The sequence below is a fragment of the Bradyrhizobium sp. UFLA01-814 genome, assembly GCF_046718885.1.
Lineage (GTDB): Bacteria > Pseudomonadota > Alphaproteobacteria > Rhizobiales > Xanthobacteraceae > Bradyrhizobium > Bradyrhizobium elkanii.
The window spans coordinates 41,294-60,182 of record NZ_JAQOSR010000003.1 but is presented as its reverse complement, the minus strand read 5'-3'; the positions used below and the strand labels follow the sequence as shown (position 1 = coordinate 60,182).

Annotated in this window: 17 protein-coding genes; 13 read left to right on the top strand and 4 right to left on the bottom strand. The window is 58.7% G+C overall.

Annotation, left to right across the window (positions count from 1 at the left end):
• The 4 genes from PMN64_RS01635 (at position 1) to PMN64_RS01620 (ending at position 3,998) form a co-directional block, all read left to right on the top strand.
• A complete protein-coding gene (locus tag PMN64_RS01635; RefSeq protein ID WP_411779400.1) occupies positions 1 to 237 on the top strand; it encodes a HypC/HybG/HupF family hydrogenase formation chaperone in 237 nt (78 codons plus the stop codon).
• Positions 234 to 1,373 carry a hydrogenase formation protein HypD gene (gene hypD, locus PMN64_RS01630; RefSeq protein WP_411779399.1) on the top strand — a complete coding sequence of 380 codons (1,140 nt, stop codon included), beginning with the start codon at positions 234 to 236 and terminating at the stop codon, positions 1,371 to 1,373. The genes PMN64_RS01635 and hypD overlap by 4 nt, the downstream gene beginning before the upstream one ends.
• On the top strand, positions 1,373 to 2,419 hold the full coding sequence (gene hypE / locus PMN64_RS01625; protein WP_411779398.1) for a hydrogenase expression/formation protein HypE: 1,047 nt from the start codon (positions 1,373 to 1,375) through the stop codon (positions 2,417 to 2,419). The genes hypD and hypE overlap by 1 nt, the downstream gene beginning before the upstream one ends.
• A 436-nt stretch (positions 2,420 to 2,855) precedes the next feature.
• Positions 2,856 to 3,998: an MFS transporter gene (locus PMN64_RS01620; protein ID WP_411779397.1), complete on the top strand. Its 1,143-nt coding sequence runs from the start codon at positions 2,856 to 2,858 to the stop codon at positions 3,996 to 3,998.
• A 180-nt stretch (positions 3,999 to 4,178) separates the two neighbouring features.
• Here the strand turns inward: PMN64_RS01620 and PMN64_RS01615 are convergent, their stop codons facing one another.
• Both PMN64_RS01615 and PMN64_RS01610 read right to left on the bottom strand, forming a co-directional pair.
• Positions 4,179 to 5,492, bottom strand: coding sequence for a DUF2130 domain-containing protein (locus PMN64_RS01615; RefSeq protein WP_411779396.1), 1,314 nt, complete (start codon positions 5,490 to 5,492; stop codon positions 4,179 to 4,181).
• Positions 5,493 to 5,515: 23 nt separating this feature from the next.
• Positions 5,516 to 5,680 (bottom strand): XRE family transcriptional regulator, encoded by a 165-nt coding sequence (locus PMN64_RS01610; protein WP_411779395.1) that lies wholly within the window; start codon positions 5,678 to 5,680, stop codon positions 5,516 to 5,518.
• Positions 5,681 to 6,066: 386 nt separating this feature from the next.
• Here PMN64_RS01610 and ald point away from each other — a divergent pair, with 386 nt between their 5' ends.
• The 5 genes from ald (at position 6,067) to PMN64_RS01585 (ending at position 13,463) form a co-directional block, all read left to right on the top strand.
• Entirely contained in the window at positions 6,067 to 7,179 is a 1,113-nt protein-coding gene (ald, locus tag PMN64_RS01605; protein WP_411779394.1) for an alanine dehydrogenase, read from the top strand.
• 277 nt (positions 7,180 to 7,456) lie between these two features.
• Positions 7,457 to 8,401 (top strand): hypothetical protein, encoded by a 945-nt coding sequence (locus PMN64_RS01600; protein WP_411779392.1) that lies wholly within the window; start codon positions 7,457 to 7,459, stop codon positions 8,399 to 8,401.
• Positions 8,398 to 9,168: a hypothetical protein gene (locus PMN64_RS01595; RefSeq protein ID WP_411779391.1), complete on the top strand. Its 771-nt coding sequence runs from the start codon at positions 8,398 to 8,400 to the stop codon at positions 9,166 to 9,168. Before PMN64_RS01600 ends, PMN64_RS01595 begins: the two co-directional genes overlap by 4 nt.
• Positions 9,169 to 9,219: 51 nt before the next feature.
• Positions 9,220 to 10,548: a hypothetical protein gene (locus tag PMN64_RS01590; protein WP_411779390.1), complete on the top strand. Its 1,329-nt coding sequence runs from the start codon at positions 9,220 to 9,222 to the stop codon at positions 10,546 to 10,548.
• A gap of 5 nt (positions 10,549 to 10,553) precedes the next feature.
• Positions 10,554 to 13,463: an SNF2-related protein gene (locus PMN64_RS01585; RefSeq protein ID WP_411779483.1), complete on the top strand. Its 2,910-nt coding sequence runs from the start codon at positions 10,554 to 10,556 to the stop codon at positions 13,461 to 13,463.
• Between the two features lie 238 nt (positions 13,464 to 13,701).
• Here the strand turns inward: PMN64_RS01585 and PMN64_RS01580 are convergent, their stop codons facing one another.
• Together PMN64_RS01580 and PMN64_RS01575 are read right to left on the bottom strand one after the other, a co-directional pair.
• Entirely contained in the window at positions 13,702 to 14,109 is a 408-nt protein-coding gene (locus tag PMN64_RS01580; RefSeq protein WP_411779388.1) for a hypothetical protein, read from the bottom strand.
• Positions 14,079 to 14,408 (bottom strand): hypothetical protein, encoded by a 330-nt coding sequence (locus PMN64_RS01575; protein WP_411779387.1) that lies wholly within the window; start codon positions 14,406 to 14,408, stop codon positions 14,079 to 14,081. Before PMN64_RS01575 ends, PMN64_RS01580 begins: the two co-directional genes overlap by 31 nt.
• A gap of 294 nt (positions 14,409 to 14,702) precedes the next feature.
• Between PMN64_RS01575 and PMN64_RS01570 the strand changes: the two genes are divergently transcribed.
• The 4 genes from PMN64_RS01570 to PMN64_RS01555 are packed head-to-tail and all read left to right on the top strand — an operon-like array spanning position 14,703 to position 18,869.
• Positions 14,703 to 15,362, top strand: a complete 660-nt coding sequence (locus PMN64_RS01570) for a hypothetical protein (RefSeq protein ID WP_411779386.1) — start codon at positions 14,703 to 14,705, stop codon at positions 15,360 to 15,362.
• A complete protein-coding gene (locus PMN64_RS01565; protein ID WP_411779385.1) occupies positions 15,359 to 16,465 on the top strand; it encodes a hypothetical protein in 1,107 nt (368 codons plus the stop codon). The genes PMN64_RS01570 and PMN64_RS01565 overlap by 4 nt, the downstream gene beginning before the upstream one ends.
• On the top strand, positions 16,462 to 17,724 hold the full coding sequence (locus PMN64_RS01560; RefSeq protein WP_411779384.1) for an HD domain-containing protein: 1,263 nt from the start codon (positions 16,462 to 16,464) through the stop codon (positions 17,722 to 17,724). Before PMN64_RS01565 ends, PMN64_RS01560 begins: the two co-directional genes overlap by 4 nt.
• Positions 17,712 to 18,869 (top strand): DNA methyltransferase, encoded by a 1,158-nt coding sequence (locus PMN64_RS01555; RefSeq protein ID WP_411779382.1) that lies wholly within the window; start codon positions 17,712 to 17,714, stop codon positions 18,867 to 18,869. The genes PMN64_RS01560 and PMN64_RS01555 overlap by 13 nt, the downstream gene beginning before the upstream one ends.
• Positions 18,870 to 18,889 lie beyond the last annotated feature (20 nt).

Genomic DNA, 18,889 nt, shown 5'->3' with positions numbered 1-18,889 from the left:
ATGTGTCTATCGGTACCGGCTGAGGTCGCCGAACTCCTTCCCGGTGACATGGCCATTGTGTCCATCGATGGCGTCAGCCTGGAAATATCGATTGCGCTGATCGATGATCTCGCTGTGGGGGATTACGTCCTTGTCCATGTCGGCTACGCCCTGGCCAAAATCGACCCCGCGGAAGCCGAGCGTACGCTGGAGCTCCTGCAGGAACTAGGTAGCGTCGGGCAGGAGCTCGGGTCATGAAATATGCCGACGAATTTCGCGACAAGACCATTGCCCAGCGTCTCGCGCAGACGATCGGCACTGAGGCCAATCCACAACGGGCCTACCGGTTCATGGAGTTTTGCGGCGGCCACACGCATGCGATCGCCCGCTATGGCTTGGAGGACCTGCTCCCGGCGAATGTCCGCTTGATCCACGGCCCGGGCTGTCCGGTCTGTGTTCTGCCCACCAGCCGGATCGACATGGCGATCCGGTTAGTCGCCCGGCCGCAGGTCACTCTCTGTGTCTACGGCGACCTGATGCGAGTGCCCGGCACGCAAGGACAATCCCTGTTACGAGCCAGGGCGCTCGGCGCTGACGTTCGAATGGTCTATTCGACGCTCGATGCGATCCGGATCGCCGAGCACACGCCGGATCAGGAGGTGGTCTTTTTTGCCATTGGATTTGAGACCACGGCGCCTGCGACGGCAGTGATGATCCGGCTTGCCAAGAAGAAGCGGCTGAAGAATCTCAGCGTGTTCTGCAACCACGTGCTGACTCCCCCGGCGATGCAAAGCATTCTCGATAGTCCCGATCTCGAGACTATCGGCCAGGCCGAAATCGACGGCTTTATCGGGCCTGCGCATGTCAGCACCATCATCGGTACGGAGCCTTACGGGCGTTTGGCCGACGCATTTGGCGAGCCGATCGTGATCGCGGGATTTGAGCCACTCGACGTGATGCAGGCCATCCTGATGCTGGTGCGGCAGGTGAATGACGGCCGATCCGAGGTGCAGAACCAATATAGCCGTGCGGTGAAGCGTGAAGGCAACCACCGCGCTATCGAAGAGATGTCTAACGTTTTCGAGCTCCGCGACCAGTTCGAATGGCGTGGGCTCGGGCTCATACCCGATAGTGGGCTGAAGCTGAAGCGAGCTTACGCCAAATTCGATGCCGAGAAGCGTTTCGTGATGCACGAACTGCCCGTTGCCGACAATCCGGCGTGTGAGTGCGGGGCCATCCTGCGCGGCGTGAAGAGGCCTGTCGACTGCAAGCTATTTGGAACGGGTTGCACGCCGGAAACCCCCATAGGATCCTGCATGGTCTCATCGGAAGGCGCCTGCGCCGCGCACTGGACGTATGGCCGGGGCCGCGACCATCAGCTGCGGCGGGCGTGATGCGCGTGAAGTCCTATCAGCGCAAGCTCGATATCAAGAACGGATGCATCGACCTCTCCCACGGTTCCGGGGGGCGCGCCACGACGCAGCTGGTCCTCGGCCTGTTTCACGAAGCGTTCGGCAATGAATGGCTCGCCCGTTGCAACGATCAGTCGGCCTTCGGTGTCCGCTCGGGCAGGATGGTGATGACGACTGACAGCTATGTGGTTTCACCGCTGTTCTTTCCCGGCGGCAATATTGGGTCACTCGCGGTGCACGGTACAATCAACGATGTCGCAATGGCCGGTGCGCGCCCACTCTATCTGGCGGCAAGTTTCATCCTTGAAGAGGGCTTCCGACTCTCGGATCTGAAGGCGATTGCGGATTCGATGGGCGCAGCGGCGCGTGCCGCCGGTGTTCACATCATCACGGGTGACACCAAGGTCGTCGAGCGGGGCAAGGCGGATGGTCTGTTCATCTCGACGACGGGGGTTGGCGTTCTGGCCAACGGGCTCGAGCTGTCCGCCGAGAACGCACGGATCGGCGACCGGGTACTGGTTTCGGGCTGCCTCGGCGACCATGGGGTTGCGATCATGTCGCGACGCCATAATCTCGCTTTCCAGGTCGACATTGTCTCGGATTCCGCAGCTCTGCATGATCTTGTCGCCGTAATGGTTGCGGCCGGCGGCGCGAGCATCCGGGTGATGCGCGACCCCACGCGCGGCGGTGTTGCGGCAACGCTCAACGAGATCGCGCACCAATCGAGCCTTGGATTCCGCCTGCAGGAAGAGGCGATCCCGGTAAAGCCGGCCGTTACGGCTGCCTGCGAACTCCTTGGGCTTGATCCGCTCCATGTTGCCAACGAGGGCAAACTCGTTGCAATCGTGGCGGCAGATATGGCGGATGCCGTGCTTGCCGCCATGAAGGCCCATCCGCTCGGGTGCGATGCAGCTGATATCGGCGAAGCGGTCGCTGATCGTCATCATTTGGTGCAGATGTCGACCAGCTTTGGCGGCGGACGAATTGTCGACTGGTTGTCGGGCGAACAACTGCCCCGGATTTGTTGAGGGCGCCAGCGCCGGCACGAAGGACTGGTTCGGCTTTCCGGGAAGTCTCAATTTGTCCCGCCTCTGGAGCAATACCTAGCGTGCACGCCGCATCGCGCGACTTCGACCTGGGAACTGCGGCATGGTCGTTGTCTGCTTTGCGACATGGCCGACCAGCGTTGTTGTGCCTGCGACAGTCATGAAATGATGTGCAAACGCAGCACGGCCAATTGGGCCGCTCGGACCGATCCGACATGCAAGCGGCAATGGACTATCGAGGCCTCAGCGCCGCTCTGAGGCTCACACCACGGGACGTCGCGCGTCATCTTTGGCATCACACTTGCTACGAGTGGAGCGTTCAGCCCGACGTATGATCGTCTAGCCGCGCATCGCTCGTAGGCGAGCGCCCAAAGGTGGTCGGCGCCACGCTTGCGGGCTTTTTTCGCCGGAGTGCCCTGTGTTTTCGTCTACCGATCGGCCAGCCGGCTCGCTCGCGACCCGATTAGCATTTTTCGTTGCCGGATTCGGCTTTGCTTCATGGGCACCTCTGGTGCCGCTCGCCAAGGAGCGGCTTGCGATCGATGATGGCGTGCTTGGCCTGGTGTTGCTCTGGCTTGGCGTTGGATCCGCCGTTGCTATGCTCGTCACCGGCGCGGCGAATGCGCGTTACGGCAGCCAGACCATCATTCTTGGTGGTGGTCTTGGCCTTGCGCTCATCCTGCCGTGGCTTGCTGTGGCCAGCACACCTCTTTGGCTCGGCGCCGTGCTGTTTGCTTTCGGAGTTTCGCTTGGCTCGATCGACATAGCCATGAACGTTCACGCAACCGAAGTAGAGCGCGCCGCCGGCCGTCCGTTGATGTCCGGCTTCCACGCCCAGTTCTGCATTGGCGAAGTTGCCGGCTGCGCTATTATGACCGCCTCCCTCTCGCTCGGGACTGTCGCGCTTGTTCCAACATTGATCTGTTCGGCGCTGATGACGGTTGCACTTGTATTGGCATGGCCGCGGTTTCTCGCAACGGGTCGGACCGAGCAACGGCTAGGGTTCGTCCTGCCCGATCGCGGCGTGTTGCTCATAGCAACGCTTGCGGCCATGACCTTTCTTGTCGAAGGCGCAATGCTCGACTGGAGCGCCTTGTTTCTCGTTGATCAAGGTCTTGTCTCGAAGGCGCATGGCGGCTTCGGTTACATGTTGTTTTCCATTGCCATGACAGCAGGCCGCCTTGGCGGAGATGCCGTCGTGACGCGGCTCGGCGATCGCACCACATTGATGCTCGGAACTCTGCCGATCATGGCGGGTTTTGCTGCGCTGCTAGCGGCGCCTGTTGGGGCGATTGCCATGGCGGGATGCCTGCTTATCGGATTGGGTGCTGCGAATATCGTGCCGGTGCTGTGCCGCCGGGCCGGCAAACAGAAAACCATGCCGGCCCGCCTTGCAATCGCAGTCACCACGACGGCCGGCTACACTGGTCTCTTCGTCGGTCCTGCTATCGTCGGCCTTATCTCAAACATGGCTAGCCTTCCATGGGCATTCGCAATGCTAGGCGTGCTCCTGTGCTCCGTCACGCTCGTGGCGCCGATCGTGATGGCGGACCGGCACTGAGCTGTGGTGTGGCTGCCCTTGCAAATTCGGTTTTTGATAGGTTCATCCGCGGTCTGCGCAAGCTGCCATCTTTCCAAGAGGCGACATTCCACAAGGCCGCGGCGTGACTGGCCGTTCAGGCGGCATGGGGGCGGTCTGCCGCCGCAGGTTCGAATATGCGTCCGGCTTGCCGACAATCATTCATCCTGCCTTTCGCTCCGGTTCGACGCCATTCTCCAGCAGCTGGATGTCCAAACTTGAGATCTCCGGCATGGCCTTGCCCGCGATGGCTTGAAGATCTCCGACCATCCCGACCGTCGAGTCGACGACGGCCAAAATTTGCGTTTCCCGCTTGGCCCACTGCCGCCCCATGAATTTTCGTTCTTTGTCGAGGTCATCACGCATGTCGTTGAACTTCTCAACTACCGCTTCCACCCGCTGCCGGAATTTAGTCCCCGTCAGGTAATGGTAGACCTGCTCCATCTTCGTTTGCTGGCCTTGCTGCACAAGGCGCGAGCCGGTGACGTCAATAAGTGCCTGACGGAGGGCCACCGCAACCGGCAGAGCGCATCGGGGGTGCGTCACCCATATCCCGTCAATCAGGTCGAAATGTTCGACATGTTTTGGAAGCGCCTGTGATACAATGAGCGCAACATCGGCTCCGCAGCGGCGCTGATCATCCCGGAGCTTGCCAAGCCACCCGTCGCTCCAAGCCTTGGTGCGCTTGGATTCCCAGAGGATAATGCCCGCGGCCTGCCCGATAGAGCCATTGACTTGCTGCACGACGTCTGCGCCAAGTTCGCCTTTGCCCACTGGCTCAATCAAGTCAGTTGGAAAGCGGCCGCGAAGTACACCTTCCAGCTCAAGCTCCAGGACCTCGCCCTGCGATTGTTGTGACCCTTGCTCAGCCTTACGCTTGAGCTCCTCGATTGTGCGGGCCATCGACTCGATTGTCTGGTCTTTTTCCGCGACTCGCAGTCGAGCGGCTTCGTCAGCTTCCTGCCTTGCCTTTGCCTGGATCTGTTCAGCTGAAGCCTGGACACGTTTCTCGACGGTCAGGTCAAGTTCGCGCTTCTCGTCATCGAGTGCTCGTTGCTTGCGGATAAGTGCGGCCTGCGCCTGCTGCGCCTCCGCCAGCTTGGTGTTGTTCGCTTCGAGAATCTGCCGGAGTTCGGCCAATTCCGTTGTACGTTCCTGCAGTTCAGCCGCGGCCGCATCGCGCGCTTTCTTGGCCTCCATCGCGACAAGTTGGTTGCGCTCGGCCGCCAGCCGTCGGGCCACCTGGTCTTCGATCAGTTCGCGATCCTTTTGCAGCTGCTCGCGCTCCTGCCGCAGCGCTTCGGTCTTGCGCGCGACCTCCGCGTCCTTGCTGGCGAGCTGTTCTTGGAAGCGCTGGCGGGTCTCCGCGAGGAGGGGGGCGGCGAGCGATTCGGTTAGCCGGATCTCGTGGTTGCAATTCGGACAGTGAAGGGTGGGCTCATGGACGCTGGTGGCCGCGGTCGCACTAAATGTCATGAACCCTCCGTCCCGGTCTGCGGCTAGGCCAGGATAAACGTGATCCAGCCGGCTTCGCCCCGCTTTCGATGTGGCTTTACCGCTATTTCAGCGGCTTGGTCGAATGCCGTAAGCACGCGCAGCAGCTTTTCCACCGAAACCGGCTCGAAATGCCCACGACGAAGCCTGGACAGGTCGGGTTGCTTCATGTCGACCAGCCCAGCAGCTTCGATCTGGGTCGTTCGCTCCCCATCAGCCGCTTCAGCCGAACAACGACAGCGGCTTTGAGATGGCGCTCCTGGCGTTCGGCAGACGGGATCAACGAAAAGATTACCGAACCCTCAAGCTATGGCCGGAAACGTCTTCCTTGTGCTCTCATCGGACTTTACCCTGTGGATCATTCAAAAATTTCGACAGTTGCTGGACCGTGGCAAGCTCCGCAAAGATGTCATATCCATCCAGCCGGGATCCGTTTGTCCGAGATCCTGCGTAACGGCATAAATGTTGCAGAATTTCTGCGCTATCTGGCCGCCTCCTCATCAGTATTGCAGCGTCCTTCCGACTAGAAGAGACCTTGAGGCAGGGAGGATTGCAAATGAAGCTCGGTGTTCCCAAGGAAATCAAAGCGCACGAATATCGCGTGGGCCTGACCCCGGGAGCCGTCCGCGAATATGTGGCAGCCGGCCACAGCGTGATGGTCGAGACCAACGCCGGCGCGGGGATTGGTGCAACCGACGACAATTATCGCAACGCTGGCGCAACCGTTCTGGAGTCCGCGCGCGAAGTATTCGCTTCGAGCGAGATGATCGTAAAGGTCAAGGAGCCCCAGCCGTCCGAATGGGTTCAGCTGCGAGAGGGCCAGATCCTCTTCACCTATCTGCATTTAGCTCCCGATCCCGAGCAGGCCAAAGGACTACTCAAATCCGGCTGCACCGCAATCGCCTATGAGACCGTGACTGACTCGCATGGCGGCCTTCCACTGCTGGCGCCAATGAGCGAGGTCGCGGGCAGGCTGGCGATCGAAGCGGCAGGTAGCGCCCTGAAGCGGTATGCCGGCGGCCGGGGGCTGTTGATCGGTGGCGTGCCCGGTGTTCCGCCGGCTCGCATCGTGGTGATCGGCGGAGGCGTCGTCGGGACGCATGCGGCACGCATGGCGGTGGGTTTGGGTGGTGAGGTTACAATCATCGACCGCTCGATACCGCGGCTTCGTGAGCTGGATGAACTCTTCGAGGGGCGCGTACGTACCAGGTTCTCGACAATCGACGCCGTGGAGCAGGAGGTCTTTGCGGCGGACGTCGTCATTGGCGCGGTGCTTGTTCCGGGCGCCAGCGCACCAAAACTTGTTAGCCGCGGCATGTTGAGCTCGATGCGGAAGGGTGCGGTGATCGTGGATGTCGCTATCGATCAGGGCGGCTGTTTTGAAACGTCGCACCCGACAACCCACGATGATCCAACTTACGAGGTGGACGGCATCATTCATTATTGCGTGGCCAATATGCCTGGAGCTGTCCCACTGACATCGAGCCAGGCCTTGAACAACGCCACGCTGCCATTCGGCTTGGCGCTCGCGAAAAAGGGATTTGCTGCCGTGCTCGAAAACCCGCACCTGCGCGCGGGCCTCAATGTCCATCGGGGCCGGCTGACTTACAAGGCTGTGGCCGAGAGCCTCGGCCTGCCATTTTCACCGATCGAACAGGCTGCGGCCTGATCCCAGAGGCCCTTAAGGGGCGTTTCCTCCCTGACTTGGGCCACTCGTTTGGAGTGGCCCTTTTTTTGGACCCCATCGATCTTTTGAGCGCGGATTGAACTTCCTGATGAAAAAATAACTTGTTTAATTTCAATTGCTTAATTGCAGACAAACTGATTGAAATCACCTGCTTTCTGCGGAGAGGTATGATTGCATAACGGCTTCCTTAAAGGCCTGCTTTTTTCGATCGCTGGCGATTTCAAGATTCGACCGAGAGCCAATGTCCAAAACTTGACCCTTGTCATATCAAGTGATTGCAACCGCTGATGGAGCTGCCAATTGCGAGCCCATCAGACTGCAAAAGCATGGCCGCGAGGGATCTCTGCGAGTCACGGACAGGGCGCGGGCTATCCTCGACAACTTTTGGTCCGAACAGGGCAGGCGGGATTCCGCGAGGCCCTACGAAGCCTACGCACTGGAAGCCCTGGATCTCAACCAGACCGTCATTGGCCGCGCAAGTGCAGGCGGCTCCATCACGCTGGAGGGACTGGGTCGTCGGTCCCGGCTGTCGGCGCTCGGCGAGTCCGGCCGCACGCAACAACAGGACCGGCTGTGGGACGCCATATTTGAACAAGCGAGGGACGGAACGACACTCCCGCTTGCGAAACAACTTATAGCCGCGAGCAAGCACGATGATCTGAGCGCCGAAGCGTTGATCGAAGGCATGCTCGCTGAACGCTGGGGTTCTGTGCCCGCCGGCGTGTCGGTCAAGCTGCAGGCCGCACGTGCATTCGGACGATTGGCAAAAGAGGTGCTCGGGAGATTCAACCGGGCTTACGGATACGTGCACGAACGCGGCTGGACAGCCGACGCGTCGGATGTCGCGCTCGAGGCGTTTCCGAGCGGCGAGATGCAAAGTCTACGTCTCTTGTGCGCAGACATGCTTTCGGTCGCGGATATCGCACGCTTCAGAAGGCTGCAATTCCACGGACCGGAGTTCGTCACATTGATCGGAAAGCTGGCTGCCGCGTCGGATCCGTCCAGAGCGCTCGATCACCTCCTTGCCTACCATCGCGCGGTACAGCGGACCCGTAGAGGCGGCGGTGCTTGGCTGCGAGACCAACAGGGAAAGCTTCTCCTTCAGATCGTAGATTACGGCGGGTACAGACATGAGACCGTGTTTCCGGACCTGAAGTTCGGGGTCGTCCGAAGATTGCTCTCCGACCTAGGGAGAATCGCTTGAAGATCGAAAGCGGTCGCGTGCTCGATCGGCTTCCGGCCGAAGAACGATGCCGAGGCGCGGTGTTCACGTCCTATAGTTTCGATCCGGCCTTCTTCGAGGAAAACGTCCTACGCGCGGTGCTCCGGTTGACATCGGATCCCGTCGAACAGGTCGAGCGCTACCATAACGAAGCGCGGCGTGCACTACAGGAGACGCCCGTCGCCGTCGTCGTGGATGCCGGCGAGCGTAGAGCCGGCCGCCGGCTCCCGTACGACCTTCTTGAGGTCTCCGACGTCGTCTTCCATCCTAAATCCGTCCTACTCCTCTATCGCGACTTCGCCCGGCTACTCATCGGATCGGGCAACCTAACGCGACCGGGCTTCGGCGAGAACACGGAGCTCTTCGTGAGTACCGACCTCATCTACGCGAACGACGCAGACATGTCGTTACTGGACGGCTTCGATCAGCATCTCGGAAGAATAGAGGCGCTTGTCCGCCGGACCGGTACGCAGCTCCACCAGATCAGGAATGAAATACAGAGAAAGTCGCGCTCGGCTTCCCCGATTCCAGCGGCCGGATTGGCATTCCTTGATTCCACGACCGGTCCCATCATGGATCAGTTCGCCGCACTCATCCCCGCTGACGCTCTCATTACCTCCGTCGGAATGTTGGCTCCGTTTTATGAGACGGATGATGTGGACGACGCTGGCGTTCCGGACGAGAGTTCGGTCTTCGGTGCGTTCGCGAGACGCATCGCCTCTGAGTCGACGCTCGATGTCGGCCTTTGATGGGAAAACCCACAAATCCAACCCACCACGCCTACAGATCTGAATAAAGGCTTGAATCGCATTTGGGCGTTTAAGAGCAATGAAAAAGATGCGGCTCTCGCATATCGCATTCCGACCGAATTGACGCGGAACACGATGGTTTATCTCGATGGAGCGGGACAGCGCAGGCGCATGCCTCTCGATGAGGCGATCGCGTCAGTCGAGGATCGGACATTCTGGATGCAGCCCGATCCGCTCGCTTTCGCTCCGCGCCAAGCGATCGCGAACGCAGCAAAGCGATTTTCGAAGGTGCGCCATTGGCTCCATCCCGCGAGCCGGATCGCCAACGGGCGGGCCGCCCATCGGCCGCTGCATGCCAAGATGTTGGCGGTGGCTTATCGGTCCGGTACGGATGAGGCGACTCTCTTCTTGATTGGGTCGCCCAACATGTCGCGACGAGCGCTTCTACTGCAATCGGGCAAGGGGCTCGGTAACGTCGAAGCCGGGCTCGCCTTCTCGATCGACGGCCGTTTTGAATTGCGCGACTTCGTTCCGGACCTCGTCCACGCGCCGCCTGCAGCTTACACTCCGGCAGAACGGGAGTTCCCGAAGAAGGACCGCAACTTCGCGCTCGCGATCGACGAAGCCAGCCATGATCCGGGCGCCAAAACGCTTCGTGTTTCATGGGCACCCCCGGCAACGGAACTTCCGTCGTGGCGCCTATCTTATGACGGCCGCGACATCGCTTCCTCCGTCGAGCCGCCATCTGCAACCGTCCATGTCGACGATTTCACGCTCTATCCCTCGACAGCCGAAGTCGTGCTCCACGTGAACGAGAAGGAGTATCCCGCGCCCATACTCGTGACCGATCTCGTCGGACTGCCCGTTACCGCTTCAGGGGCCGGCGTCGGGCTCAATGAACTTCTGATGCTTCTGTCCCGCCGCATAGGCACCGAAAAGACCTTGCTGATTGCCGAGCGCCGGAACTCCAAGAGCGACGACGGTCTGACATCCCTTTTCGGGGAAGGCTTTAGCCCTACAGATGTCTTCAAGGCCTGGTGGTGTGCAGTCGAAGATCTTGCGGATGCCGACCTCTCCGTACAAGCGTTCCGTCTGCGTTTGGAAGGTGCGCTCGGGATCGGCGCCGCATGGTCATGCATGCTGGAGGCGGTAGAGCAATCGACGATGGCGCGTGAGGAGGCGTGGTTTTTTGGAGCAGAACTTCTCCGGAGCCTGTCCGAATTCAACTTGTCGCAGTCGCGAGAGCTCGATGCGAAGCTGCGGATAATGGCCGCTTTCAAGGGCCGCGTTAGGTCGGATATGGAGGCTATCCGCCTGTCGGTGGGAAGGCGATCCTTGAAGGATCTCGTCCTCCGCTTCTACGGGGAGACGATGGCGTGAATACGATGACACGTGAAGATCTGCGAGCATTCCTCCTGCTGGGAGCGCGAGCGCAGCGCGACGGGATCACGGCTTCCGAAATCGAACGGCAAGAAGACACGGTCATCCGTGCGCTCGGCATGCTCGATGACCGCCCCGGAGTCCTGTTGGCCGATGAGGTTGGAATGGGAAAGACGTTCGAGGCGCTGGGAATAATCGCGGCGTTCAAGCATCGCGAACCGCGCAGCAAGGTCGTGATCGTCACTCCTGGACCGGACCTAAATCAGAAATGGTTTTCGGAGATCGAACGGTTCAGCGAAATGTTCGACTTCCGCGGCGCAGCGTGCAAGGCGGGCACGCTCACCGAACTCATCGAGGGAATCCGGAAGCATTCAATCGTCGTCGCACCCGTGACGGTCTTCCAGAGCGGCCGCGGGACAGGCGACCAGACCTACCTCTTGTCGCTCTATTTCTGGTGGAAGGAGCTCCATGGCCACACCGCAAATGCGATCCTCTCACGGTTCCGGGATGGCGACCACGACCGGGTCGACGTGACCGATGAGAAGTTTCTCGGCATATTCGACCTTAAGCGTCTGGAGCCGCATCTGCGCGCCGCCTTCCGCAAAGGCAAGTCGATAGGCGTGGCCGGTCTCGATGACCTGTTCGAGAGCGGGAAGCTTTCGGCATTCGAAGACCGATACGCCGTGCAACAAGCGCTTTACCGCGCACGTTTCGTACTGAGCGGAAAGCTGCTTCCTAGCATCGACCTCCTGATCGTCGATGAAGCCCATAAGCTCAAGAATCCCGGATCTCTGCGGACCAGGGCGATGCGGAGCGTGTTTGACCGTCGCTTTCGGAAGGCCTTATTCCTAACCGCGACCCCGTTTCAATTGGACGTCACCGAACTACGAGAGATCTTTTCCTTGTTTTCTGGTGCGAAGGACGCTCCGGAAGACCTGGCAGCTCGCATCGAGACGCTCCTCGCAGCAGTAAGCGATTATCAACGGCAATACAACGAGTTCCAACGAAGCTGGTCCGCGCTCGATCGGGAAGCGGCTGCACGTTTCTGCGCTGCCTACGATGGTGGAGCCGACGTCCTCACCGCGACCGACGATCCCGCCCTGGAAATCGTGATCAAGCAAGTGGCCGCGCTGATGAAGCTAAAAGCCAAAGCCATCGAACCCGGTTTTCGGGAATGGATGATACGGAGCCTGCGTGAAGATAAGCGCATCTACCGGCGGCATCAACGGATGCTTGTGGCCCCGGCGGGCGCGAACGCCCTCCCTTTTTTGATCTATGAGCGCTACATCGCCGAACTTTTCCGGAGAGGTCGCACGACGCATAAGGCCGCCGTCGAGATCAACATGGTTTCTTCCTTTGCGGCGGCGCGTCAGGGAAGCCTGCTTGCGGAGGAGCCGGAACGCGTTCCTGCGGAGGCCATGCCCTACAAAACCCTTTTGGGCGAGATACTCGGTGAAGTGAACGACGACGAGCATGAACATCCCAAACTCATGGCTACGGTGAAGGACGCACTCGACGCCGCAGACAGGGGCGAGAAGACGCTGATCTTCTGTTCGCGGGTCGCAACCCTGGCGCAACTGCGCAAGGATCTCGAGGCCATTTGGGAGAGCCGTATCCTGGAGCGCTGGCGTCGTGTCTATCCGGGTGCCGCGGCCGCCGAGATCTTCGACACGCGCGAGGGGGACGAAAAACGGCATGTTGGCCGCCATTCGCTGTTGCAGGCGCGCTTTCGACGGTCGCAGGACGTGCTCTATCTCGCTCTGCGCGAGTCGTACCTGGGAAACGCACCCTTCGGCCGATCGAGATCCGACGACCTTGGCCGCGTTGTGGAGGAAGCCAACGCCATCCTGCAGACGCAGACGACCGGAAAGACAATTGCGGACCGGATCGACTATCAATTGGCGAAATATTGCGTGGAGCTTGCCGTGCTCCGGCTCCGCAATCCGGGAGGCGGCCCCGATATCGACAAGCGAAAGCGCGTCGAAACCCTTCTAAAAGCGACGCAGAATCGCCGCGGAACAGATCCGGGCGAAGAGGCTTTTTTGCAGGATGGCACAGGTGAACGGCCCCGCTGGAGCATCTCGGAGCGTACCGCGGCAACCGTGCTCAGTCGCGCAGGCTCGCTTTGGGCTGCGCTGTCCGACCTGCTTGAGCAGTTGCAATTGCCTCTAAGGATCGCAGTGGTAGAGCAGCTCGCAAGGTACTTGACCTATAAGCAGGTGCCCTTCTTCGCTGACCTTCTGGTAGCTGCGGCAGCGGCCGGAATCGCAACGGATCCCGTGGAATCGGCCTCTCTGCTCGAATATCTTCCGCAGTTCTGGGAGTCCGACTTAGGCATTCGTTGGTCAAGCCTCATTCGGACTTTCCTTGCGTACTTCGTCGAGCGGACAGAACAGCAGCAATCGGACATCCTCGACGGACCAATCAGAAGTGCCGATTTCGCGCGGCATACCCGCGACGGAGAGCACCGGGATCGGTTGCGCGAGGCGTTCAATACGCCGCTCTACCCGATGATCCTCATCGCGAATGAAGTCATGCAGGAAGGCCTTGACCTGCACAAGCACTGCAGGAGAGTCGTCCATCACGACCTGACCTGGAACCCCGCGCAGATCGAGCAGCGGATCGGACGAATTGACAGACTGGGATCGCTTACGAGCCGACTGCGGATGGACAATCCGAAAACGAAACTTGACGTGATCTATCCGGTGATCCGCGGCACGATAGATGAGCGATTGTACCGGACCGTCAAGGCCCGGGAAAAATGGTTGGAGTTCCTGCTCGGCGCTTCGCCCGATTTTAGTGAGTTCGCCTTTGGCGATGAAGATCCTCCGCCTCTCCCTGACCGACTAGGAAAAGAGTTGTCAATCGATCTGGCGCCCAGGGCGCCGCAAATGGCCACCGAGAAGGGGACGTAAAGCCGACGACCGACCGTTGAGGGGTCTCTCGACGAGTGGGAGACTTGATGCGTTTGTCGCGTCCGCAACAGACCCTGAACGTGCATAGTCGTTGGCGACCGGCATCAGACCGCTCGCGCCAACGTGCCGCACGACCCAGTCCAGCGGCACGCTTCCTTGGCGCGTTATCTACGACACAACAATGCATGTGGTCGGCTCGGAAATCGAACGGGCGTCCCGATCGCAGCTATGGCAATCGTCAGGGGTCGATCAGCCCATAGAGCACGTTGCCGCTCTCGCTTACATCACTTCTGCCGACTTCGATCTGCGGTAGATTGAAAGTCGCAGGCGTCAGGTTCGGGACCAGACCATTCAGGTAAAGCTGATAAAGCGCGTTATGCAGCGTGTGCAGGAAGCCGAGCAGCTGCTTCATCTCGTCGACGTTCGTCTTCGCCATCAGCGCCTCGGCTTCGACGCTGCTCGCGCCCTTGTGTGCGAAGATCTTGTGCCGGATGTTGCGATAGCGGGCGATGTAGACCTTGCACCACTTGTTGACGGCCTTCCGCATCTGGCGGATGTCGGCATACGTCAGGTCATGCCGATCGGCGGCGTATTTGTCTGCGTCCGACTGCGTCATCAGGCGCTCGACGACGCGCCGCTGCGCCAATCCGATACGCCTCGCCGGACAGAGCGAGCAGAGCCTTGCGCGAAAGAGTGACGGGCTCGGCTTCTGTCAGATTCGAACAGCCGGCGCAGATGATCCAGCGCGTTGGCCTGCCGCGCCGCGGCAAGGAGCAGATCATCCGTTTCTAGGCTGAACGAAACATCGTTCCCGATCTTCACCACCTTGATGAAGGGCCGTTCGGTGCCAAGGAGCAGCACGCGCTTGCCGCGTAGCGGAACGACGGCTTTGGCAGGGACGCGAACGCGGAATTGAGGGATGTTGGATCGGGCGCGTTTGGACATTGAGCAGTTCAAAGAAACCATGGTTCTGTGTGGCACTCTTGTGTGGCAATCAGGACCGAATTTCCAATAAAATCAATGCATCCAATAGGGGAGGTGGTGCTGTTAGCAGGATTGAACTGTGGCGGCTGACGGCATACATACTGAAATTATTGAGGATTTTGGCCTCGCCAACGGCCCGTGTGTATCCGATTGGGGATCAGTCGTAAAGTTTGATTGCGACTCGCGGTTCCAGGGGCAATTGTAGCGTGTGCTCGGGTGCGCATGCGTTTATGCCGAGCGTGGGCCGGGTGCAGAATGGGCAATACTAGCTGTGTCGTGATGTTTTCAGGCGGCCGAGATTCATCGATTGCCGCATTGCGACTGGCCCAACAAGAAGTGCCCCTGCACTTGGTCACAGTCACTTCGGGCCACTTGTTTGGCATCGCGAATGTCCGCAGAAGGTTGATTGAGCTCAAGCCCCTCCTTCCCCCGTCGACCAAATGGCTGCAGGTGCGGCAGCCGAATGACTTAAAGACGGATACATCCTTCTACGAACTGACGTGTCTGCCGTGCCACCACTCATATGTGGTGGCATCGTGCGTCATCGCGGCGAAGCACGCGGTTAAGCGGCTCGCTTTTGGGTACGCTCGCTATCAGAGCAACTGGCCAGAACAAACGCCGCTTGCGATCGAGCGGCTGAAGGCCGCGCTCGCTACCCACAGAATTGCGCTCGATCTTCCCGCGTATGACCTAGACTCTCGCGAAAGCGCGATTGAGGTCTTGAAGGATTTGGGGATCAGCACTGCATCTTTGGAACAGAAGTGCATTCAACAGATTTCGAACGTGACTCTCACGGGCGACCGACTTGTATCTCAAATAGAGCTTTGGGAGCGCGCGATACAGGCCTCTATGGCCCGATTGGACGATATTGCTATCGAAGTGATTGAGGAAATCGAGTTGGAAAAGCTCTCATGATCTCAGCAAGTACATTGCTGACACCATGGTCAGTGTTGACGGCCACAGCCGGTCTAATTGCGTTCCACATCGGCCTCTACACTCTGGTTGGCCGAGAGCGTAAGTCTCCATACGTAATCAATGCTGTATTCCCAGTCTTTCTGCTCTGCCTGTTTGTCGCCACGTTGGCGCTCGGCTCACTACTGTTACCGCTGTGGCTGTCGTGCTGGGTACTTAAGGCAAGCGTGGCATTCTTGACGCTCGCATTTGCGATGTCGTTCATGGTTGTTTACCGCACCGCCGTTCGGTTTGTGTATTTCGTTGACAGTGTCGGTTTTAAGCACTTGCCGGGCGTACGGCAGTACAGACGGCGGAAGACGCTGAACGACCCAATGCCAACTTTCGCGTACAGCCCGATGTCGACTAACGCCGACCTAAGGGCGGAGGTCGTTCAAATTACCCAGCAGATGACCGGCCTCGAAATGAAAGATTTCGAGAAGAAGGAAGTGCCGCTCGACTCGGTTGCGCTGCAAATCGTTGAACAACGAAAAGCGAATGAAGTATTGACCCGGCTGAGTTCGGCATTCTTGACGAGAAATTTCTGCGTTCAGTATCTAACGGCTTCACGCCACCCAATCGACTTTGTCGAATATCTGAAGGCATCGCAGCAAGACGAGAATACTTGGCGCGGATGGGCCAAAAACCTGATTGTCATCGATGCCTATTCACCGCACTTCGCGTTTACTGACTCAGTCTACGAGAAGAAAGACCGGACGCTGGCGGGCCTGGGTGTGCGTCGGGTAACCTCGAAGATGACTTACGCGGGCATGCATAGTGCATCGTCCGAAGCATTCAATCTCTTCAAAACGGACTCTGAGGATAATGTTCGGCGACCAACGCTGGTCGTCTACGAAGGCGCCTACGCGCTTACGGATCTTGAGTCGGCGGAACAGTACAGAATTTTCATTCGCCACGTGATCCCATCGGAAAAGATGTGGGGCGGCATGCTGACGGTATTTCTAGAGGGGCACCAAAATTCAGTTGATTGGGAGCTGCTTCGAGCATACGCCTCAGTTGCTGGAAAAGTGACTGGCAGTCTTGATGGTAGTGGGTCGCGCTCGTGACGAATTGGAGTTCATTTGTCGATCCTCTGTACGGTCGGGTACAACTCGGCCAAACCCTAGCTGCGCTTGTATCGAAGCCTTTGGTTCAGCGTCTTCGACACGTACGCCTGTCGAATATTGATTCGATTGATATTCCTTCCATCGCCAATCTCTCGCGCTTTGAGCATGTTCTGGGCGTCGCTCATTTGGCTGGCCAGTTAGCGCTCAGAAATAAGCTTGATAGGCATGAACTACTGGTGCTTGAAGCGGCTGCGTTGCTGCATGATTGGGCCATAACGTCGTTCGGACATTTGGTCGAAGAGGCCCTGCAGTACGTCGGTACAGGCTTTGATCATGAGAAGCGGCTCAAGGACGTCACGCTGAGGCAAGCGGAAATCTTGGGAGCCGATCTCCAAGTATTTGCTGGGCGGGAGGCAGGTCTTCGTGCCTGGGCCCGTAGCGCGGTGGGGCAGGATGAGCAGCGGCTTCTGCAAGACATCATGGACCACATCGATGGTAAAGGGCGCTTCGGCCGCGTGATCGCGGGCGACATAGACATCGACAATATCGACAACGTTTTTCGCATGGCTTTCCATATGGGGCTCGAGTTTGACAGAGGAGTCCCCCTTCGATTGGCGAAGTCGATTGTTGATGTTGAGCCCGAAGCAGGCGAGCCAGTGTTCCGGGTGGGATCGGAAGGCGACATACGCACGTGGAGAGAGGTGCGGCGGCACGTCTACGATCACCTTATGCTGGCGGAACGGGACTTCGTAGGAAAGATCATGATGCTTTCCGCAACGGTGCAGGCCTACCAGGCTCGCGAGCTGTTCGAAGTGGATTGGAAAATTGTCGATCACGACCTTCTCTCCCGCTTGACTGAATCTGAAAACAGAGAAGTCCGCGACACGGTCCAACGCTGGCTGGCGGGTGAACTGTGGGCGTGCACGCCTATCTACTGGCTGAAAGGAGCGAGGCCTACTTATCCAGCGCTGCTCAAGTTCTCCGATCGGCTATCACTTAGATTGGATCGCTATTGCTTCGCTTACGGCATCAAAGAGAAGCGCGAACGCGTCATTTCTGCGCATTTTGATGACGGTCGCCGAGAGACGTTTGGATCGAGGCCTGACCAGTGGTTGTTTGGAGTGGCGACGTCGACGAAGAAGGCCTTCACCGCGAAGGAAATCCGCATAGTGTTAGATGCCGCTTGCGAGGCATTCGACACGAGCATTATCGGGCCTGCTCATAAAGCCGAAGAGAACGAGCAAGCGTGCCTGTTCTAGATGCTGCGCAACTCAAAAGGGTCAACTGGGACTTCCCTCTCGCTGGGAACGTGAAGGGCTCAGTACAGTCAATCCATTGGTTTCCCGGAAACTTCATTGCCCAAATTCCCGCTGCTCTCATACATGTGCTGTCGGCTCCGGGCGATACTGTCCTTGATCCGTTTGCAGGAAGCGCGACCACTGGCATTGAGGCTGTGCGACTAGGTCGCAACGCGATTGTCTCTGATCGAATATCCGTTTCGAGCATGATCGCGGCGGCGAAAGGGGCTTTGCTATCCGGGGCTATTGGTGCTCGCTTCGCTGACGATCTACTTGTGACTCTCACGTTTGATCAACAATGCAGGACGAGCGCCATTGGCAACAGGGGCGAAGGTTCTGATGAGGCATTGCGTGATTGGTATTCTGAAGACACGCTGTCTCAGCTTCGTTTCCTTTGGAAGGTTGTTGAAAGCAAAACGTCTGGCGAGCGAGATGTGTTGCTCGCGCTCTTTTCGGACGTTCTCTTTCAATGTGCTTCGACTGCGGGTTCCGTAACCAGGACCGGCAAGAAGCGGCGGCACCACTGGGGATGGGTAGCCGACAATGTTCTTCCCAAAGAGAAGGTCGAACACGACGCGATCGGGATGTTTCGCGAACGTCTGCTCGCGTTACCAACGCAAGAATTCCTCCTGCACCGGGCCTCGGGTAGTCTTACAATTGTTCAGCAAGACGCTCGCGCCCTAGCACTGCAGACCTCGTCTGTAGATTTGGTGGTCACCTCTCCCCCTTATGTCGGCATGATCGACTATGTTCATGCAAACCGGCTGATGTATTCATGGATGGGGTGGCCATTGAAAGATGAGCGCCAAGCGGAAATTGGTGCTAGATTCCGACGCAACCGAAAGAGCGCGGCCGACGAATACTTTTCCGATATGCGTAACGTCAGAGATGAGATCGTCCGCGTTCTTAAGCCGGGTGGCTTCTGCGCTCTTGTCTTAGGAGAGTCTCGGCGCTTCCCAGGCGCGGCGCAGCAGGTCTTTTCTGATTTTGGCACGGTCGCCGAGCTTCAATGGGGTCCGATTGCTCGAAACCCCAGTAGACGTAGAGTGTCGGAGCGGGGGGCGAGCGAGCCCATTGAACACATAGCGATTTTTCAGAAACAATGATCGTAGGCATTTTCGGGACA